The 17029-nt window shown below is 67.1% G+C and carries 13 protein-coding genes and 1 pseudogene; 10 read left to right on the forward strand and 4 right to left on the reverse strand.

All coding sequences use genetic code 11. From position 1 onward, the window contains the following. The first annotated feature begins 46 nt into the window (after positions 1-46). The 3 genes from WKH79_RS12245 (at position 47) to WKH79_RS12255 (ending at position 3227) form a co-directional block, all read left to right on the forward strand. A complete protein-coding gene (locus WKH79_RS12245; protein WP_050601721.1) occupies positions 47-421 on the forward strand; it encodes a hypothetical protein in 375 nt (124 codons plus the stop codon). A gap of 74 nt (positions 422-495) precedes the next feature. Further along, a complete protein-coding gene (locus WKH79_RS12250; RefSeq protein ID WP_341859037.1) occupies positions 496-1842 on the forward strand; it encodes a TldD/PmbA family protein in 1347 nt (448 codons plus the stop codon). Next, positions 1839-3227 (forward strand): mechanosensitive ion channel family protein, encoded by a 1389-nt coding sequence (locus tag WKH79_RS12255; protein ID WP_341859038.1) that lies wholly within the window; start codon positions 1839-1841, stop codon positions 3225-3227. Before WKH79_RS12250 ends, WKH79_RS12255 begins: the two co-directional genes overlap by 4 nt. A 3-nt stretch (positions 3228-3230) precedes the next feature. On the opposite strand, the gene ppa is transcribed toward WKH79_RS12255, so the two are convergent. Next, positions 3231-3764, reverse strand: coding sequence for an inorganic diphosphatase (ppa, locus tag WKH79_RS12260; RefSeq protein ID WP_050601724.1), 534 nt, complete (start codon positions 3762-3764; stop codon positions 3231-3233). A 110-nt stretch (positions 3765-3874) separates the two neighbouring features. Here ppa and hisS point away from each other — a divergent pair, with 110 nt between their 5' ends. The 6 genes and pseudogenes from hisS (at position 3875) to metK (ending at position 10836) form a co-directional block, all read left to right on the forward strand. Further along, complete coding sequence (gene hisS, locus WKH79_RS12265) at positions 3875-5116, forward strand: histidine--tRNA ligase (RefSeq protein ID WP_341859039.1); 1242 nt, start codon at positions 3875-3877, stop codon at positions 5114-5116. Continuing rightward, positions 5113-6180, forward strand: a complete 1068-nt coding sequence (gene prfA, locus WKH79_RS12270) for a peptide chain release factor 1 (protein WP_050601726.1) — start codon at positions 5113-5115, stop codon at positions 6178-6180. The genes hisS and prfA overlap by 4 nt, the downstream gene beginning before the upstream one ends. Continuing rightward, positions 6173-7022 (forward strand): annotated as a pseudogene (prmC, locus tag WKH79_RS12275) (peptide chain release factor N(5)-glutamine methyltransferase). Before prfA ends, prmC begins: the two are co-directional and overlap by 8 nt. 238 nt (positions 7023-7260) lie before the next feature. Then, positions 7261-7926, forward strand: a complete 666-nt coding sequence (locus WKH79_RS12280; protein WP_082835740.1) for a DUF4167 domain-containing protein — start codon at positions 7261-7263, stop codon at positions 7924-7926. Between the two features lie 42 nt (positions 7927-7968). Continuing rightward, positions 7969-9564, forward strand: a complete 1596-nt coding sequence (gene lnt, locus WKH79_RS12285; RefSeq protein WP_341859040.1) for an apolipoprotein N-acyltransferase — start codon at positions 7969-7971, stop codon at positions 9562-9564. Positions 9565-9594: 30 nt separating this feature from the next. Then, entirely contained in the window at positions 9595-10836 is a 1242-nt protein-coding gene (gene metK, locus WKH79_RS12290) for a methionine adenosyltransferase (RefSeq protein WP_341859041.1), read from the forward strand. 30 nt (positions 10837-10866) lie between these two features. Here metK and WKH79_RS12295 read toward each other — a convergent pair whose 3' ends face one another. Genes WKH79_RS12295 through WKH79_RS12305 form a run of 3 tightly spaced genes read right to left on the reverse strand, consistent with a single transcriptional unit; the run spans position 10867 to position 14165 of the window. Continuing rightward, on the reverse strand, positions 10867-12006 hold the full coding sequence (locus tag WKH79_RS12295; RefSeq protein ID WP_341859042.1) for a CaiB/BaiF CoA-transferase family protein: 1140 nt from the start codon (positions 12004-12006) through the stop codon (positions 10867-10869). 37 nt (positions 12007-12043) lie between these two features. Further along, on the reverse strand, positions 12044-13183 hold the full coding sequence (locus WKH79_RS12300; RefSeq protein ID WP_341859043.1) for a nitronate monooxygenase: 1140 nt from the start codon (positions 13181-13183) through the stop codon (positions 12044-12046). Positions 13184-13208: 25 nt separating this feature from the next. Further along, entirely contained in the window at positions 13209-14165 is a 957-nt protein-coding gene (locus WKH79_RS12305) for an HAD family acid phosphatase (RefSeq protein ID WP_341859044.1), read from the reverse strand. 488 nt (positions 14166-14653) lie between these two features. Between WKH79_RS12305 and WKH79_RS12310 the strand changes: the two genes are divergently transcribed. Next, entirely contained in the window at positions 14654-16981 is a 2328-nt protein-coding gene (locus tag WKH79_RS12310) for a CDC48 family AAA ATPase (RefSeq protein ID WP_341859045.1), read from the forward strand. Positions 16982-17029: the final 48 nt, after the last annotated feature.

Consider the following 17029-nt stretch of genomic DNA (forward strand, 5'->3'; position numbering starts at 1 on the left):
ATTTTGAAACAATGCGATTCGGGTCAGAGGAAACAGGAGAGGCGCAATGAACAAGGCGCTCCGCAACGCCGACATCGCAACCGGGCATACCGGGGGGCGAGCGCGAGACTGGCGCAAGGCCATGAGCGACAATGTCGCGCTGGCGCTGCTGGTCTATACCGGCATGCAGATTTTCATGACCGTCGGCGCGATGAAGCAGGGCGTGTCCTCTATCGTCCCCTATCTTGCGCTCATCGTCCTGGTGGCCGGGATCATTCCTGCCTGCCGCTGGTTCGAGCGGCGCTGGTCGGACCTGTCCGACGACCAGGCAGCCGACGGAGCGTTGAAACCGGCCTTTCGCCGCGACCAGATACTGCTGTGGGCAATGGCCATCGGCCTGCCCGCCGCGCTTACCGCTTTCTTCACGCTGATTTTTTCCTGACCCTGCCGGCGGTTGCCAGCCAGCCGCCCCGGGCCTAATTCGCGAGGCATGACTTCGCATCTCCGGCAGGCCCGATGATCGGCCCCGATGCAGCGCTTGCCCGCTGCCATGACCTCGTCGAACTGGCTCGCGCAGCGGGCGCGGATGCCGCCGATGCCGTTGCCAGCGCGTCGTCTTCGGAAAGCGTCAGCGTCAGGCTGGGGGCGCTGGAAGAGGTCGAACGCTCCGAAAGCGAAGAAATCGGCCTGCGGGTGTTCGTCGGCCGCCGTTCGGCATCGATCGCGACGAGCGATTTTGCCGGTGAGGGGCTGCGCATGCTGGCCCAGCGCGCTGTCGAGATGGCGCGTCTCGCCCCGGAGGATCCTTATGGCGGGCTCGCCCCGGCCGACGCATTGTTCCAAGGCGACGGCGTCGAACTCGAGCTGAGCGATGGCGCCGAACCGCGCCCCGAAGACTTGCGCAGCGCCGCGCTTGCCACCGAAGATGCCGCGCGCGCAATCGCGGGGGTGACCAATTCGAACGGCGGCAGCGCCTCGGCCTCGCAATCGGTGTTCGCCCTGGTCACTTCCACCGGATTCGCGCGGGCGCGTGCGGGCGGATCGCACTCATTGTCGGCCAGCGTGGTCGCGGGGGAGGGCGGCGACAAGCAGACCGACTATGCCTATCGCACGCAGCGGCACCGCAGCGATCTGCCCGATCCGGCGGGCATCGGACGCGAGGCCGGCGAACGCGCGGTCCGCAAGGTCGCTCCCGGATCGCTTCCTTCGGGCAGGATGTCCGTGGTGTTCGATCCGCGCGTGGGCGGCGGGATCGTCGGTCATTTGCTCGGCGCCATGACCGGGCCCGCTATCGCCCGCAAGGCAAGCTTCCTGATCGACCGCGAGAACGAACGGCTGTTCGATAACGGTATCCGGATCGTCGAGGATCCGCTGCGCCCCCGCGGTCTGCGATCGCGCAATTACGACGGCGAGGGCATCGCCAGCGTTCCGCGCGCGCTGGTCGAAGGCGGGCGGGTTACCCGCTGGCTGACCAATGTCGCCAGCGCCGCCCAGCTCGATCTGCCACTGACCGGCCATGCGAGCCGGGGCAGTGGCGGGGCGCCCGGCGTGGCCCCGGCCAATGTCTATATGGAACCGGGCACGGCCAGCGCGGCCGACCTAATCGCCGATATCGAGGACGGCGTCTATATCACCGACCTGTTCGGCCAGGGGGTCAGCCTCGTCACGGGCGATTACAGCCGCGGCGCCAGCGGGCTGCGCATCCGCAATGGCGAACTGGCGGGGCCGGTGGCGGAAATCACCATCGCCGGGACGCTGCCCGAAATGTTCCGCGCGCTGGTGGCGGCCGATGATCTCGAATTCCTGCGCGGAATCGATGTTCCGACGCTGCGCATCGACGGCATGTCGGTGGCCGGTCAATGATCCGGTTGCTTGCCCTGGCGGCCCTGTTGTGGGCGGTGCCGCTGGCGGCCCAGCTCGAGGTGCCCGCCGAACCGACCGAAACGCCGACCCCCGTCCAGACGATCGCGGCGACGCAGGAAGAGGGCGACGACCGGCGTATTGCCGAACGTATCGCAGGGATCTTTGCCGAGCTGCCCGCCTTCGGCGCGGTCGAGGTCGAGGTCAATGAAGGCGTGGTTTCGCTGTCGGGCACGGTGCCCAAGCCGGACGACATTGCGCGCGCCGAAGCCATCGTCAATCGCGTCGCCGGCGTCGTCACGGTCGAAAACGGGCTCGAACGGGACCTGTCGCTCTCGGCGGGCAGCGCGGGGATACTGACGCTCGCCGACCGCTGGAATTCGCTGGTCCGCATGCTCCCGCTGATCGGGATGGCCCTCGGCGTATGGCTGGCGATCGCCTTTCTCGGCTATCTGATCGCCGGGCTCGGGCGGCTGTGGCACCGGATCGCGCCGAACAGCTTCCTGGCCGAACTGATCGCCAGCGCGATCCGGTTTGGCTTCACGATCGTCGGCCTGGTGATCGCGCTCGACATGATCGGGGCGACAGCGCTGCTGGGCGCGGTGCTTGGCGGCGCGGGCGTCATCGGTATCGCGCTGGGTTTCGCCATGCGCGACACGATCGAGAATTACGTCGCCTCGCTGCTGCTGTCGCTGCGGCAGCCGTTTCGCGCCAACGACTGGGTGCAGATCGATACCTATGAAGGCCGGGTTATCCGCCTGACCAGCCGTGCCACCGTGCTGATGACGCTCGATGGCAACCACCTGCGCATTCCCAATGGCCAGGTGTTCAAGGCAGTGATCGTCAATTTCACGCGCAATCCGCAGCGCCGCTTCCATTTCGACCTCGGCGTGGACGCCGACGACGATGCCCGCGCCGCGCGGCAGCTGGGCCGCGACACGCTTGCGGGGCTCGAATTCGTGCTGTCGGATCCGCCACCCGAAGCGCGGATCATCGAGGTTGGCGATTCGAACGTGGTGATCCGTTTCCTCGGCTGGGTCGACCAGCGCGATACCGATTGGTGGAAGGCGCAGAGCCAGGCGATCCCGGCAGTGAAGGGCGCCTTGGAAGATGCGGGCTTCGGCCTGCCGGAGCCGATCTACCGGCTGCGCTTCGATCCGCGCTCTGCCACGGTGCCCTTCGCGGCCGAAGCGGCCACCGCTACGGTCACCCCGAGCGCGGACGAACCGCCGCAGGCCAAGCGCGCGGTTCGCGATGTCGCGGCCAGCCCGGCCGACGAGGACGTGCGCCCGGCGGACGAGATCGCCGCTATGGTCGAGGAAGAGCGCAACCGGCCGGGAGAAGAGCAGAACAAGGACCTGCTCGATCACTCCCGCCCGGTCGAATAGGCGTTACTTCGCGGCGTTGCAGCGCTCGATGCTTTCGAGCACGATCTGGCGCGCCTCGGCGGCATCGCCCCAATTGCCGATCCGCACCCACTTCTCGCTTTCGAGATCCTTGTAGTGCGTGAAGAAATGCTCGATCTGCTGGAAGATGATGCTCGGCAGGTCCTTCGTTTCGGCGATATCCGAATAATAGGGGAAGGTCGTGTCGACGGGTACGCAGATCAGCTTCTCGTCGCCGCCATGCTCGTCTTCGAGATTGAGCACGCCGATCGGGCGGGCGCGCACGACGCAGCCGGGAATGAAGGGCGAGCGGGCGATGACCAGCGCGTCGAGCGGATCGCCGTCGGGGCTGAGCGTGTGCGGGACGAAGCCGTAATTCGCGGGATAGCGCATCGGCGTGTGCAGGATGCGGTCGACGAACAGCGCGCCGCTGGCCTTGTCGAATTCGTATTTCACCGGTTCGCCGCCGGTCGGCACCTCGATGATGACATTGAGGCTCTCGGGCGGATTGTCTCCGGTCGGGATGTTTTCGATGCGCATGGACTGTCTTCTTTGGTTGGCGGGCGATTTCTCGCGCCGGAAAGGCTTGCGCGCGCCGATAGCGTCCCCGTCATATTGCGGCAACCGCCTTCCTCGCCTAAGCGCGCGCCATGGCAAAGACACCCCAGGCAATTCGCGGCACGCAAGACATCTTCGGCGCCGACGCCGAGGCATTCGCATTCGTCGTCGAGGCATTCGAGCGCGTGCGTAAACTCTATCGCTTCCGCCGCGTCGAAATGCCCGTGTTCGAAAAGACCGAAGTGTTCAGCCGCGCGATCGGCGAGACGACCGACGTGGTCAGCAAGGAAATGTACTCCTTCGACGATCGCGGCGGCGAAAGCCTGACGCTGCGCCCCGAATTCACCGCGGGGATCGCGCGCGCCTTCCTGTCGAACGGATGGCAGCAGCACGCGCCGGTCAAGCTGGCGACGCATGGCCCGCTGTTTCGTTACGAGCGCCCGCAGAAAGGGCGCTATCGCCAGTTCCACCAGATCGACGCGGAGATCATCGGCGCGGGTGAACCGCAGGCCGATGTCGAACTGCTCGCCATGGCCGACCAGCTGCTCAAGGAACTCGGCATCACCGGCGTGACGCTGCATCTCAACACGCTGGGCGATGGCGACAGCCGCGAAGCCTGGCGCGCCGCGCTGGTCGAGTATTTCCTTGGCGTGAAGGACGAATTGTCGGAGGATTCGCAGGAGCGGCTGGAGAAGAACCCGCTGCGCATTCTCGACAGCAAGGACCGCCGCGACCGCGCCTTCGTCGCCGATGCACCCAAGATCGACCAGTTCCTGTCGGACGATGCGCGCGCCTTCTTCGACGCGGTCACCAGCGGGCTGGATGCGGCAGGGGTCAGGTGGCAGCGCGCCGAAAGCCTCGTCCGCGGGCTCGACTATTATCGCCACACCGCCTTCGAATTCATTCCCGACGAGGGCAGCGAGGCCGCGGGCAAGCTCGGCAGCCAGAGCACGATCCTGGGCGGCGGGCGCTATGACGGGCTGATGGAAAGCCTCGGCGGCGCGCCCACCCCGGCGGTCGGCTGGGCCGCGGGGATCGAGCGGCTGGCCATGCTGGTGGGGGACAGGGCCGAACCCAATGCGGACGCCATAGTCGTGGTCGAAAACGACGGCGCGATGGACGCCGCGATCGCTGCGCTCGGCACGCTCCGCCGCGGCGGCCTCACTGTCGAACTGTTCGCATCCGGCAGCCCGCGCAAGCGGTTCGACAAGGCGGTCAAGGCGGGGGCCGAGGCGATCGTCGCCTTCGACCTGCGCGACGGTGCGCCCGCACGGCGGATCAAGGCCGACGAGGCCGCCACTGCGCGCCTCGAGGCGCTGCTCGGCCGCTCATGAGCATCCCCGCCGAACGCCTCGACCAGATCGCCCACCGCTTCGCCGAGCTCGAGGCGCGGATGGCGTCGGGCCAGCTGGAAGGGGACGCCTTCGTCCAGGCCAGCCGCGACTATGCCGAGCTCGAGCCGGTGGCGAAGGTCGCCGCCGAAGTACGGGCGGCGCGCGAGGAGATCGCCAGCCTCGAGGAGATGCTCGCCGATCCGGAAATGAAGGCGATGGCCGAGGAGGAGCTGGCCGAGCTGCGCCAGCGCCTGCCCGCGGCCGAGCGCCAGTTGGCCATCGCCATGCTTCCCCGGGACAGCGCCGATGCCAAGCCCGCCATGCTCGAAATCCGCGCCGGCACCGGCGGCGACGAGGCGGCGCTGTTCGCGGGCGATCTCTACCGCATGTACGAACGCTTCGCCGCCGAGCAGGGCTGGAAGGTCGAGCCGGTCAGCATGAGCGCGTCCGAGGTCGGCGGGTTCAAGGAAGTGGTCGCCAATGTCACCGGCAACGGGGTCTTCGCCAAGCTCAAGTTCGAAAGCGGCGTCCACCGCGTGCAGCGCGTGCCCGAAACCGAAAGCGGCGGGCGGATCCATACCTCCGCCGCGACCGTGGCCGTGCTGCCCGAACCCGACGAGGTCGACGTGCAGATCGACGCGGGCGACCTCAAGATCGATACCTACCGCGCCAGCGGGGCGGGCGGACAGCACGTCAACACCACCGACAGCGCAATCCGCATCACGCACTTGCCGACCAATACGGTGGTTACCTGCCAGGACGGCCGCAGCCAGCACAAGAACCGCGAGAAGGCCATGCAGGTGCTGCGCGCGCGGCTGTTCGAACAGCAGCGCGAGGCGACCGAGGGCGCCGAGGCCGAGGCGCGCAAGGCAATGGTCGGCTCGGGCGACCGGTCCGAACGCATCCGCACCTACAATTTCCCGCAAGGCCGCGTGACCGACCACCGGATCGGGCTGACGCTGCACAAGCTGCCCGAAATCATCGCCGGACCGGGTCTTGGCGAACTGGTCGATGCGCTCATCGCCGAGGACGAGGCCAAGCGGCTCGCCACGCTGAGTGACTGAGCCCGGACCGGCCAGTGTGGCCGCTGCGATCCGCGCTGCGGCCGAGCGGCTGGGCGCGACCAGCGATACCGCGCGGCTCGACGCCGAACTGCTGATGGCGCATGTTCTGGAGACGTCGCGTTCGCAGATGCTGCTGACCCGGATGCGCGACGATGCCGCCCCGCATGCCGCCGCATTCGCGCGGCTGGTCAATCGGCGCGCCGCGCACGAACCGGTGGCGCACTTGCTGGGCGAGCAGGAGTTTTACGGGCTCCCTTTCGCAGTATCGCCTGCCACGCTGATCCCGCGCGGCGACAGCGAAACGATCGTCGAGGCGGCGCTCGAACACGCGGCCGCCGACGCGCGCGTGCTTGACATGGGAACGGGATCGGGGGCGCTGCTGCTGGCCTTCCTGCACGAGCGCCCGTCGGCAACGGGGATCGGCATCGATGCCTCGGCGCAGGCGCTGGCCGTGGCGCAGCGGAACAGCGCTGCGCTGGGCCTGGCGCAGCGCGCGCAGTTCAGGGAAGCGAGCTGGCTGGACAGCGGCTGGGCCGATGCGCTCGGCCGGTTCGACCTCGTGCTGTGCAACCCGCCCTATGTCGAAACCGGCGCCCGGCTCGATCCGGATGTGCGCGATTACGAGCCGGCTTCCGCGCTGTTCGCCGGACCCGAGGGGCTTGACGACTATCGCGCGATCATCCCGCAGCTTGGCAAGCTGCTTGCGCCAGGCGGTGTCGCAGTGCTCGAAATCGGGGCGGCACAAGGGCAGGCGGTGCGTGCGCTGGCGAGCAGAATCGGGCTATACGGTGGCGCTGCGCCGCGATATCGCCGGACGCGACCGGGCGCTGATTCTCACTTAGGGCTTGGCAAAGCCGATTCGACCCTTTACCTCTGGCCACAGGCCAGTGGTGCGCGGGTAACGCTTCCCACCGGTTCCAGCTCCGACATTGCAGTTACGGTACGAGGCTTCGGCCCCGTATACCTTGCACAAAATGGAGCACGCGAGCTGCGACAAGCGCAGTCGCGCAAGGGGTCACGCGGCCATATGCGCACCGGTTGTAAGGTGCGCGCCGCGCATTGAATAAGGACCAGCTACCCTTGAACAATAATCGCAATAACCGTCGTCGTGGACGCGGTAACCGCAATCAGGGCGGGGCCAATTCGGCCAATCGGATCGATAGTCGTGCCCGGGGCAATGCTCCGCAGTTGCTCGAAAAGTACAAGAAGCTTGCCCAAGACGCCCAGCACAATGGCGACCGGGTGCAGGCCGAATACTATCTCCAGTTCGCCGACCATTATTTCCGCGTCCTCGCCGACAACAAGGCCCGCCAGGAAGAATCCAAGGGCAAGCGGCCGGACGATCGCGGCCAGAACCAGTCGGATGACGACGGGGACGAAGACGATGGCGACGATCGCCGCGGCAATCGCCGGCAGCCGCGCAGTCGCCGCGACGATGCCGAAGATGGCAATCGCAAGCCGCGCGCGCGCCGGCCGAAGAACGACGATCAGAACGACGACAGCGAGTTCGAATCGTCGGACAATCCCTTCACGCGCCGCGACGACGAGGACGAAGCGCCCAAGAAGCGCCGTGCCCCGCGCAAGGTGAAGAAGGCCGACGACGCCAATCCCGCCGGCGGCGAGATCGACGCGGCGGTGCTGCCGCCTTCGATCGGCGCAAGCGAATCCGCGGGCGACGACAAGCCGGCCCCGCGTCGCCGCAAGCGCAAGCAGGACGATGAGAGCGAAGTGGGCGCGGTCGGCTGATCGCGCTTGCACCTCTGCTTTGACTGACTAAGGGGCAAGCCGATGGAGAAACTCCCCGGCTTGGCCCGTTCTCACCCGCAAATCGCCGCCCTCGTGCTGGGCGGCCTGTCGGCCTTGGGCTTCCAGCCGTTCCACCTCTGGCCTGTGGGGCTTGCGGCGGTCGGCGCGTTCGGCTGGCTGGCGTGGCGCGCCACCGGATGGCGCTCGGCGCTGCTTGCCGGTTGGCTGTTCGGCCTCGCCCATTTCACCATCACCAACAACTGGATCGCCACCGCCTTTACCTATCAGGCGGAAATGCCTGCCATTCTCGGCTGGGCCGCAGCGCCGCTGCTGTCGCTCTACCTCGCCATATGGCCCGCGCTCGCGACTTGTGTCGCGTGGTGCGCTGCGCGCCGGCGCGGGCTGCTCACCTTCGCGCTGGTATTCGGCGCGATGTGGATCGGCGCGGAATGGCTGCGCAGCTGGGTCTTCAGCGGCTATGCCTGGGGTCCGCTGTCGATGATGGTGCTGGGCCCGTGGGACCGCCCCGGACTGGCGGCGGCGCTGCCCTTTACCGGCAGTTACGCGCTGTCGGGGCTGATGGCCTGCGCCGCGGTGCTGCTTGCCGACCTGCTGCGCACCCGGCGCTGGCTTGCCTTGGCAGGTGCTGCAGCTGCCCTTGCCATACTGGTTTATCTGCCGGCCGGTGAGCCGCGCGAAGGAACGGTGCCGCTCACGCTGGTCCAGCCCAATCTGGGGCAGGACGAGATCAATGACGCCGCGCGCTTCGAAGAGCAGTTCCAGCGCATCGCCGCGCTCAGCGTGCCGCGGGAAGCGCGTCCCAACCGGCTCGTCCTGTGGCCCGAAAGCGGTGTTCCGGACTATCTGCGCGATGGTTATCCGCAGCGCTATTACACCCAGATGACCGCCGGGGGCGACCCGGCCTTCGCGCGCGCCAGGATCGGGCGCGTGATCGGCGCCGACAGCCTGCTGCTGACCGGGATGGTCGATCTCGAGATCGACATGGTCGAGGGCCGTGAACGCGCTGTGGCCGCGTACAATTCGATCGCATCGATCGATCCGGCCGGACGGCTGGGCGAACGCTATGCTAAGGCGCATCTGGTCCCCTATGGCGAATACCTGCCGATGCGCGACTGGCTCGAACCGCTCGGCCTCTCGCGGCTCGTCGCAGGGACGCTCGATTTCATTCCCGGTCCCGGTCCGCTGAGCCAGGATCTCGGCCCCTTCGGCAAGGCGGGGATGCAGATCTGCTACGAGATCGTCTTCTCGGGCGAAGTGGTCGACCGCACGGACCGGCCCGATTACATCTTCAACCCATCCAACGATGGCTGGTTCGGGGCCTGGGGCCCGCCGCAGCATCTGGCGCAGGCGCGGATGCGCGCGGCGGAGGAAGGGCTGCCGGTACTGCGTTCGACGACCACCGGGATCAGCGCCGTGATCGACGCACGCGGGGTCGTGCGCGACCATATCGGGCGCAATGTGGCCGGGCGGATCGATACAGTGGTGCCGCCACCGGCGCCGCCCACATGGTTCGCGCAGGCGGGACACTGGTTGACGCTCGTCTGGGCTATCGCACTGCTGGCACTATCGCTGGTTGCCATGCGCCGCGCGGAAGGCTACCCCGCACAGAACACATAAAGATTTCTTTATATCGGGATTTGCTCGTTCATGCGCACCAGTTTTCTCTTCACCTCCGAGAGCGTCTCCGAGGGCCATCCCGACAAGGTGTCCGACCAGATTTCGGATGCGATCGTCGATTTGATGCTGGCCAAGGATCCCGAAGCCCGCGTGGCCTGCGAAACCATGACGACGACCCAGCGGGTGATCCTCTCGGGCGAGATCCGCTGCGCGCCGATGTACAACGCCAACAATCCCGACTGGGCCGAAAACGGGGGCTGGGCCCCCGGCGCGAAGGAAGAAATCGAGAAAGCGGTGCGCCGCACGGTGCGCGAAATCGGCTATGAGCAGGACGGGTTCCACTGGCAGACGCTGACCTTCGAAAACCACCTGCACGGCCAGTCTTCCGAAATCGCGCAGGGCGTCGATGCGGCGGGCAACAAGGACGAAGGCGCCGGTGACCAGGGCATCATGTTCGGCTTCGCCTGCGATGAAACGCCCGACTACATGCCTGCGCCGCTCGACTACAGCCACAAGATCCTCGAACGGCTCGCGGCGGATCGCAAGAGCGGCGCTGCGCCTTTCCTCGAACCCGATGCGAAGAGCCAGGTCACGCTGCGCTACGAGAACGGCAAGCCGGTCGCCTGCACTGCCGTCGTCGTGTCGACCCAGCATGCCAAGGGTTACCACGAAGGCGCCAGGGAGGCCGAGCTCAAGGCCTATGTCAAAGGTGTGATCGGCGACATCCTGCCCGGCGGATGGATCACCGACGAGACCGAGTGGCATATCAACCCCACCGGCGCGTTCGAGATCGGCGGGCCCGACGGCGATGCCGGGCTGACCGGGCGCAAGATCATCGTCGACACCTATGGCGGCGCGGCCCCGCATGGCGGCGGTGCGTTCAGCGGTAAGGATCCGACCAAGGTCGATCGCTCGGCCGCCTATATCACGCGCTACCTGGCGAAGAACATCGTCGCGGCGGGGCTTGCGCGGCGCTGCACCATCCAGCTGTCCTACGCCATCGGCGTGTCCAAGCCGCTCTCGCTCTATGTCGATACGCATGGCACCAGCGCCGCCGGGGTGACCGACGAAGCGCTCGAGGATGCGATCCGCAGCATCGACAAGCTGGGCGGGCTGACCCCGCGCGGGATCCGCACGCACCTCGGCCTCAACAAGCCGATATACCGCCAGAGCGCCGCCTATGGCCACTTCGGGCGGCAGGCCGATGGCGAACACTTCCCCTGGGAACGCCTCGATCTGGGCGACGATCTGAAGGCCGCGCTGGCAGGCTAGCCGCGCTCCCGGCCGGACGCGGCGGGCGCGCTAGCCGTGTTCGCCCTTGCGCGGGCTGGGGTGGTCGAGCGCAAGTTGGGCGCCGGAGAAAGTGAACGGGCTGCGTACGCCGGCGATGCCGTCCAGCTCGATCCGCATGCCCCGCTCGCGCACTTGCGGATCGGCGAACACCGCGTCGATCGGGTTGATCGGTCCGGCGGGGATGCCCGCCTCGCCGCATGCGCCAAGCAGTTCCGCCAATTGCCACTTGCCGGTCTCCGCAGCGATCATGGCGTCGAGCTCCGCGCGGTTGGCGAGGCGGCTTTCATTGGTGGCGAAGCGTTCGTCGCCCAGCAGGTCGCCGCGCCCGAGCAGCGCGAGCAGCCGCCGGAACAGCCCGTCATTCGCAGGCGCCAGCACCACCTTGCCATCGGCAACCGGGAAGACGCCATAGGCGCTCACCTGGGCATGCTCATTGCCCATCCGCGGCGGATTTTCGCCAGTGGTGAAGAAATGCGTTGCCTGGCTGGCGAGCAGGCCGACCGAACAATCGAGCAGCGCCATGTCGACATGCTGTCCGCGACCGGTGCGTTCGCGCATGGCCAGCGCGGCCTGGATGCCGATCACCGAATACAGCCCGCAGGTGAGGTCGGAAATGGAGATGCCCATCTTCATCGGCTGGCCCGCCGGTTCGCCGGTCAGCGCCATGAACCCGCTCATCGCCTGCACGACGAAATCGTATCCCGCCTCATGCGCGCGCGGCCCGGTCTGGCCGAAACCGGTGATCGAGCAATAGACGAGCCCTTGGTTGGCCGCGGACAGCGCGGCGTAGTCGAGCCCGAACTTGTCCAGCGTGCCGGTCTTGAAATTCTCCAGCACGACATCCGCCGAAGCGGCCAGTTCGGCGACGCGCCCAAGATCGCCCGCGTCCCTGAAATCGGCCACGATGCTGCGCTTTCCGCGATTGGCGGCATGGTAATATGCCGCCTCGCGGTCGCCGTTCTCGCGCTCGATCCACGGCGGGCCCCACAGCCGCGTGCCGTCGCCATCGGGGCTTTCGACCTTGATGACGTCGGCCCCGAGATCGGCGAGGATCTGCCCCGCCCAGGGGCCGGCGAGCACCCGCGCCAGTTCGAGGACCTTGAGCCCGGCGAGGGGGGCATTCGGATTGCGCGGAGCGTCGAGCCACATGCCGCGCGGCTTGGGCGGGCAGCGCGCGGGGGTCAAGTCACTCGATGCCCGCAGCTGCTGCCAGGCCGCTTGCCGCCTCGAGGAATTCCTCGCGGAAGTCCTGCACCACCTGGCGGCTCGAGCGTACCTGTTCGACCAGCCCGACGCCCTGGCCGACGAAGTAGCTGACCAGTTCGCGCGCATTGTCATTGCCCGCAGCGGCCTCGCGTTCGATCCGCGCGAAGGCGGGTTCGGAGACCATGCCCATCAGCGGCATGGGCAGCGTTCCCGGGCCCTGCGGATCTTCCCAGGCCGCATGCCACGGCGTTTTCAGCTGGCGTGCAGGCTTGCCCGTGCGGCTGCGCGAGCGGACGGTATCGCGGCTGCGCGCGGCGACCATCTTGTCGCGGAACGCTTCGCTGGTCTCGGCCTCGGGCGTCGCCAGCCAGACCGATCCGGTCCACGCGCCCTGCGCGCCCGCCGCCATCATTCCCGCCATCTGTCCGCCGGTCATTATCCCGCCCGCGGCAAGCACCGGGATATCGTGCCCGCGCCGCGCCAGTTCCCGCACGACTTCGGGGATCAGCACCAGGGTCGACACTTCGCCGCAATGCCCGCCGGCCTCGGTGCCCTGCGCGACGATGATGTCGACGCCCGCCTCGGCCTGCCGGATGGCGTGTTCTTTCGCCCCGACCAGCGCCGCCACGGGGACGCCGCGCCGCTCCCCTTCGGCAATCATGGCAGCAGGCGCGATACCCAGCGCATTGGCGATCAGCCTGATCGGATGGCGAAAGGCGACCTCCATCAAGGCGAGGCCGTTTTCGGGCGTGATGCCCATGCGTTCAGGCAGGATCTTGAGTTCGGGCTCGGGGGCGATGCCGTAATCGCCCAGCACCGAATTGACGAAACCCTGATAGGCCGGATCGATGGCCTGCGCGCGGCTCCGGTTGTCCGCGAGCGTGCGGACTGCCGGATCGATCACCTCGGGCACCAGCACATCGACGCCATAGGGCGCGCCATCGACATGGGCATCGATCCAGTCGAGCTCCTCCTCGAGCTGTTCGGGGGTAAAGCGGGTGGCGCCGAGGACGCCGAAGCCGCCCGCCTTGCTGACCGCGGCGACGACATCGCGGCAGTGGCTGAAGGCGAACAGCGGGAATTCGGCGCCGGTCAGGGCGCAAACGCGGTTCATGGTCATGGGTGTCTCCTCTTCCGCGGTCACCCTATGCCCAAGCCGGTGCGGTGCAAGCGATGTCTAGCGCGGTGCCCTCATTGCGCGATGTCGCTTGCCGCAGGCTGCCAGCGCGCGTCGGGGGGAACACCTCGTCCAGCGTACCTTCCTGCCATGCGCCATAGACCGGGTTGGGCATCAGGAACCAGCCATTGCCCCACAGCTGCGCATAGGTGCCCCGCGCCACCATTGCCCGGCGCGCTGCGATGGCGCTTTCGTCCGCGTTGAAGACATCGGCGAAGTCTCCGAGATTGTCGCCCGCCATCGCAATGACGCAATAGCTCTGCGCGATCCGCGCGCGGCGGCCGTCCTTGCGCCCGCCCATGGCATCGTCGCCGCGCAGGAACAGCGTTTCGAGATGCACGGCCGGCCCCGCGCCGGCGGCTTCCAGCGCCGCCACCGTGCCTGCCGCATTCTGCGTATTGCGATTGGTGTTGAAGATCACCGTGATGCCCGCGTCGCGCAGGCGGCGCAGGCCAGTGACCGCGCCGGGAACGGGATGTGCGATCCCCGCGCCCTGTTCCGACCATTGTGCCCATTCGGCGGGATCGAACGGCTTGCCGCTCAGCGCCTGCCAGTATTCGTAGCCGGTGTTGAGCAGGACGGTCTCGTCGACATCGAACACGGCGGCAAGCGGCTTGATGCCGCCGTCATCCGTCTCGCATGACGGCGTGCCTATGCCGCCCGCCGCGTCTGGCAGGCCCTGCGGAACCGATTGCGGAATCCCGGGCCGGCGCGCGACCGCGATGGCGTGATCGGCGATTTGTCGCCAGGTCTGGATCGAGGCTGCGGCCGCTTCGCCCGAGCCGTAAAGCCAGCGCATGGTATCGGGTGCGGGCCGGTCTTCGCCAGCATTCACCGGCGCGCTGGCCGCCGAAGGGCGGGGGCCGGCAGCGGAACAGCCGCCCAAGGCAAGCGCCCCGGCGGCGAGCAGGAGGAAACGGGTCATGAGGCAATCTCCAGAGCGACGGCTGATAGTGCGGACGCGGCTCTCTGCCATAGCGGGCGTCGGCAATCCATCCGGCTCGCACGATTAGAGCGTGCAGCGCCGCCATTCCAGCGGAGACCCGGTCATGCCCCGATTTCGCCGCTGCCGACTACGCCAGAAAACCGCCGAATTTTGTGCAGCGCAATATCGGCGGCTCTCATCAGCCGAGGATGCCGGGCATAAAATCAAGAGGTTGCAGTTTCTTGCATCGACTGTTTGCGGATTTTGCAACAAAACTTGTTCTTTTCGCACTTGCACAAAAGTGGGCGGCCACGCATATCTGCTCGTGCCTTTCAGGCATCCTCTCCCAAGACTTCCAAGCCCGGTTGGTTCGCCAGCCGGGCTTTTTTCTTGCCTGCGGGACCTTCTGTCCGCACCCGCTCATTGCATCGGTACGAACCGGCCCCACCTTGGGCTGTACGACCAACAGGAACGGGAGCCCAGCTCACATGGCCGATGCTGACGCTGCAACGACGGAAGACACGACGAAGGTAAGGCTGCAAGTGGCAGCGGCACGGCAGGAGGAAAGCGGGCAGGGTATCGCCCGCATGCCGCGATCGGCCTTTCAGGCGCTGGGCATCACCGAAGGCGATGTGGTGGAAATCACCGGCAAGCGCACGACCGCGGCGGTCGCGATGGCGGCCTATGACGAAGACCAGACCATCGACGTCGTCCGGCTCGACGGGCTTCAGCGCGGCAATGCGGAAGCCGGCTCGGGCGAACATGTGAATGTCTCGGTTGCCGAATCGCGCCCGGCCACGCGTGTCGTATTCGCGCCCGCGCAGCGCGAGATGCGCCTGCAGGGTCCGGCGCAAGCGCTCAAGCGCAATTTCTTCCGCAAGCCGCTCGTCGCGGGCGATCTCGTCGCCACGACCGGGCAGCAGCCCGTCCAGGATATGCCCCCCGAAGTGCGCCGGATGTTCAATGCCCCGGCCTATGCGCTCACCCAGATCCGGCTCAGCGTGGTGTCCACCAGCCCAAAGGGCATCGTCCATATCGACGAAAACACCGAAGTCGAGCTGCGCGCCGAGTTCGAAGCGCCCCGCGATGCCCGCGCGGTGGTCAATTACGACGATGTCGGGGGGATGGAAGACACCATCCAGCAATTGCGCGAGATGGTCGAATTGCCGCTGCGCTATCCCGAATTGTTCACCCGTCTCGGCGTTGATCCGCCCAAGGGCGTGCTGCTGCACGGTCCTCCGGGAACGGGCAAGACGCGGCTGGCGCAGGCGGTCGCCAATGAAAGCGATGCCAATTTCTTCACCATCAATGGCCCCGAGATCATGGGATCGGGCTATGGCGAAAGCGAGAAGGCACTGCGCGAAGTGTTCGAGCAGGCGACCAAGGACGCGCCTGCCATCGTTTTCATCGACGAGATCGATTCGATTGCGCCCAAGCGCGACCGCGTCCCCGGCGAGGCGGAGAAGCGCCTCGTCGCGCAGCTGCTGACTCTGATGGACGGGCTCGAGGCGCGTTCGAACCTCGTCGTGATTGCCGCAACCAATCGCCCCGACGCGATCGACGAGGCGCTGCGCCGGCCGGGCCGCTTCGACCGCGAAATCGTGATCGGTGTGCCCGACGAACAGGGGCGGCGCGAAATCCTCGGCATCCACACCCGCGGCATGCCCCTGGGCGACAAGGTCGACCTCGCCGAGCTGGCGCGCGCCACTTACGGCTTCGTCGGTGCGGATATCGCCGCGCTCGCGCGCGAGGCCGCGATCGATGCGGTGCGCCGGATCATGCCCAAGATCGATCTCGACGAGCGGACGATTCCGCCCGAAGTGCTCGACGAACTCTATGTCGGACGCGAAGACTTCCTCTCGGCGCTGAAGCGCATCCAGCCTTCCGCCATGCGCGAAGTCATGGTGCAGGTGCCCCGGGTCGGCTGGTCCGATATCGGCGGCGTGGGCGACGCGATCGAAAAGCTCAAGGAAGGCATCGAGCTGCCGATGAAGAATCCCGAGGCGTTCCATCGTCTCGGGATCCGGCCCGCGAAGGGCTTCCTGCTCTATGGTCCGCCGGGCACCGGCAAGACGCTGCTGGCCAAGGCCGTCGCCAAGGAAGCCAAGGCGAACTTCATCTCGATGAAAAGCTCGGACCTGCTGTCCAAATGGTATGGCGAAAGCGAACAGCAGATCGCACGCATGTTCAAGCGAGCCCGCGCAGTCGCGCCCTGCGTCGTCTTCATCGACGAAATCGACAGCCTGGTGCCCGCGCGTGGCAGCGGGCAAGGCGAACCGCAGGTCACCGGCCGCGTGGTCAACACCATCCTGGCCGAAATGGACGGGCTCGAGGAATTGCAGTCGGTCGTCGTCATCGGCGCGACCAACCGCCCTACGCTGGTCGATCCCGCGCTGCTGCGCCCGGGCCGGTTCGACGAACTGGTTTATGTCGGGACGCCCGACCAGCCGGGACGCGAACAGATCCTCAAGATCCATGCCAAGGACATGCCGATGGCCGCCGATGTCGATCTCGCGGCGGTCGCCGCCAAGACCGTGCGGTTCACGGGCGCGGACCTCGAAGATGTCGTCCGCCGCGCCGGCCTCAACGCCCTGCGCCGCGTCGGCGGCGATGTAGAGGAAGTCGCCGCGCTCGATTTCGCAGAAGCGCTGAAGGATAGCCGCGCGACGGTTACCCCGAAGATGGAAACCGAATACAAGAAGATGCGCGGCGAGCTGAAGAAGCGCGCGGCCGAAGTGCGACCGATCGGGTTCCTCTACGAAGGCATGGTCGAAAGCACGCGCGACGAAAAGCACGGGCCGGACACCACCGGCTGATCGCTACTGGCCGGCCGCAGGTGCCTGCAGCGACCTGCCGGTGAGCGC

It is taken from the genome of Qipengyuania sp. GPGPB31, from assembly GCF_038396345.1.
In the GTDB taxonomy this organism is placed as follows: Bacteria; Pseudomonadota; Alphaproteobacteria; order Sphingomonadales; family Sphingomonadaceae; genus Qipengyuania; species Qipengyuania citrea.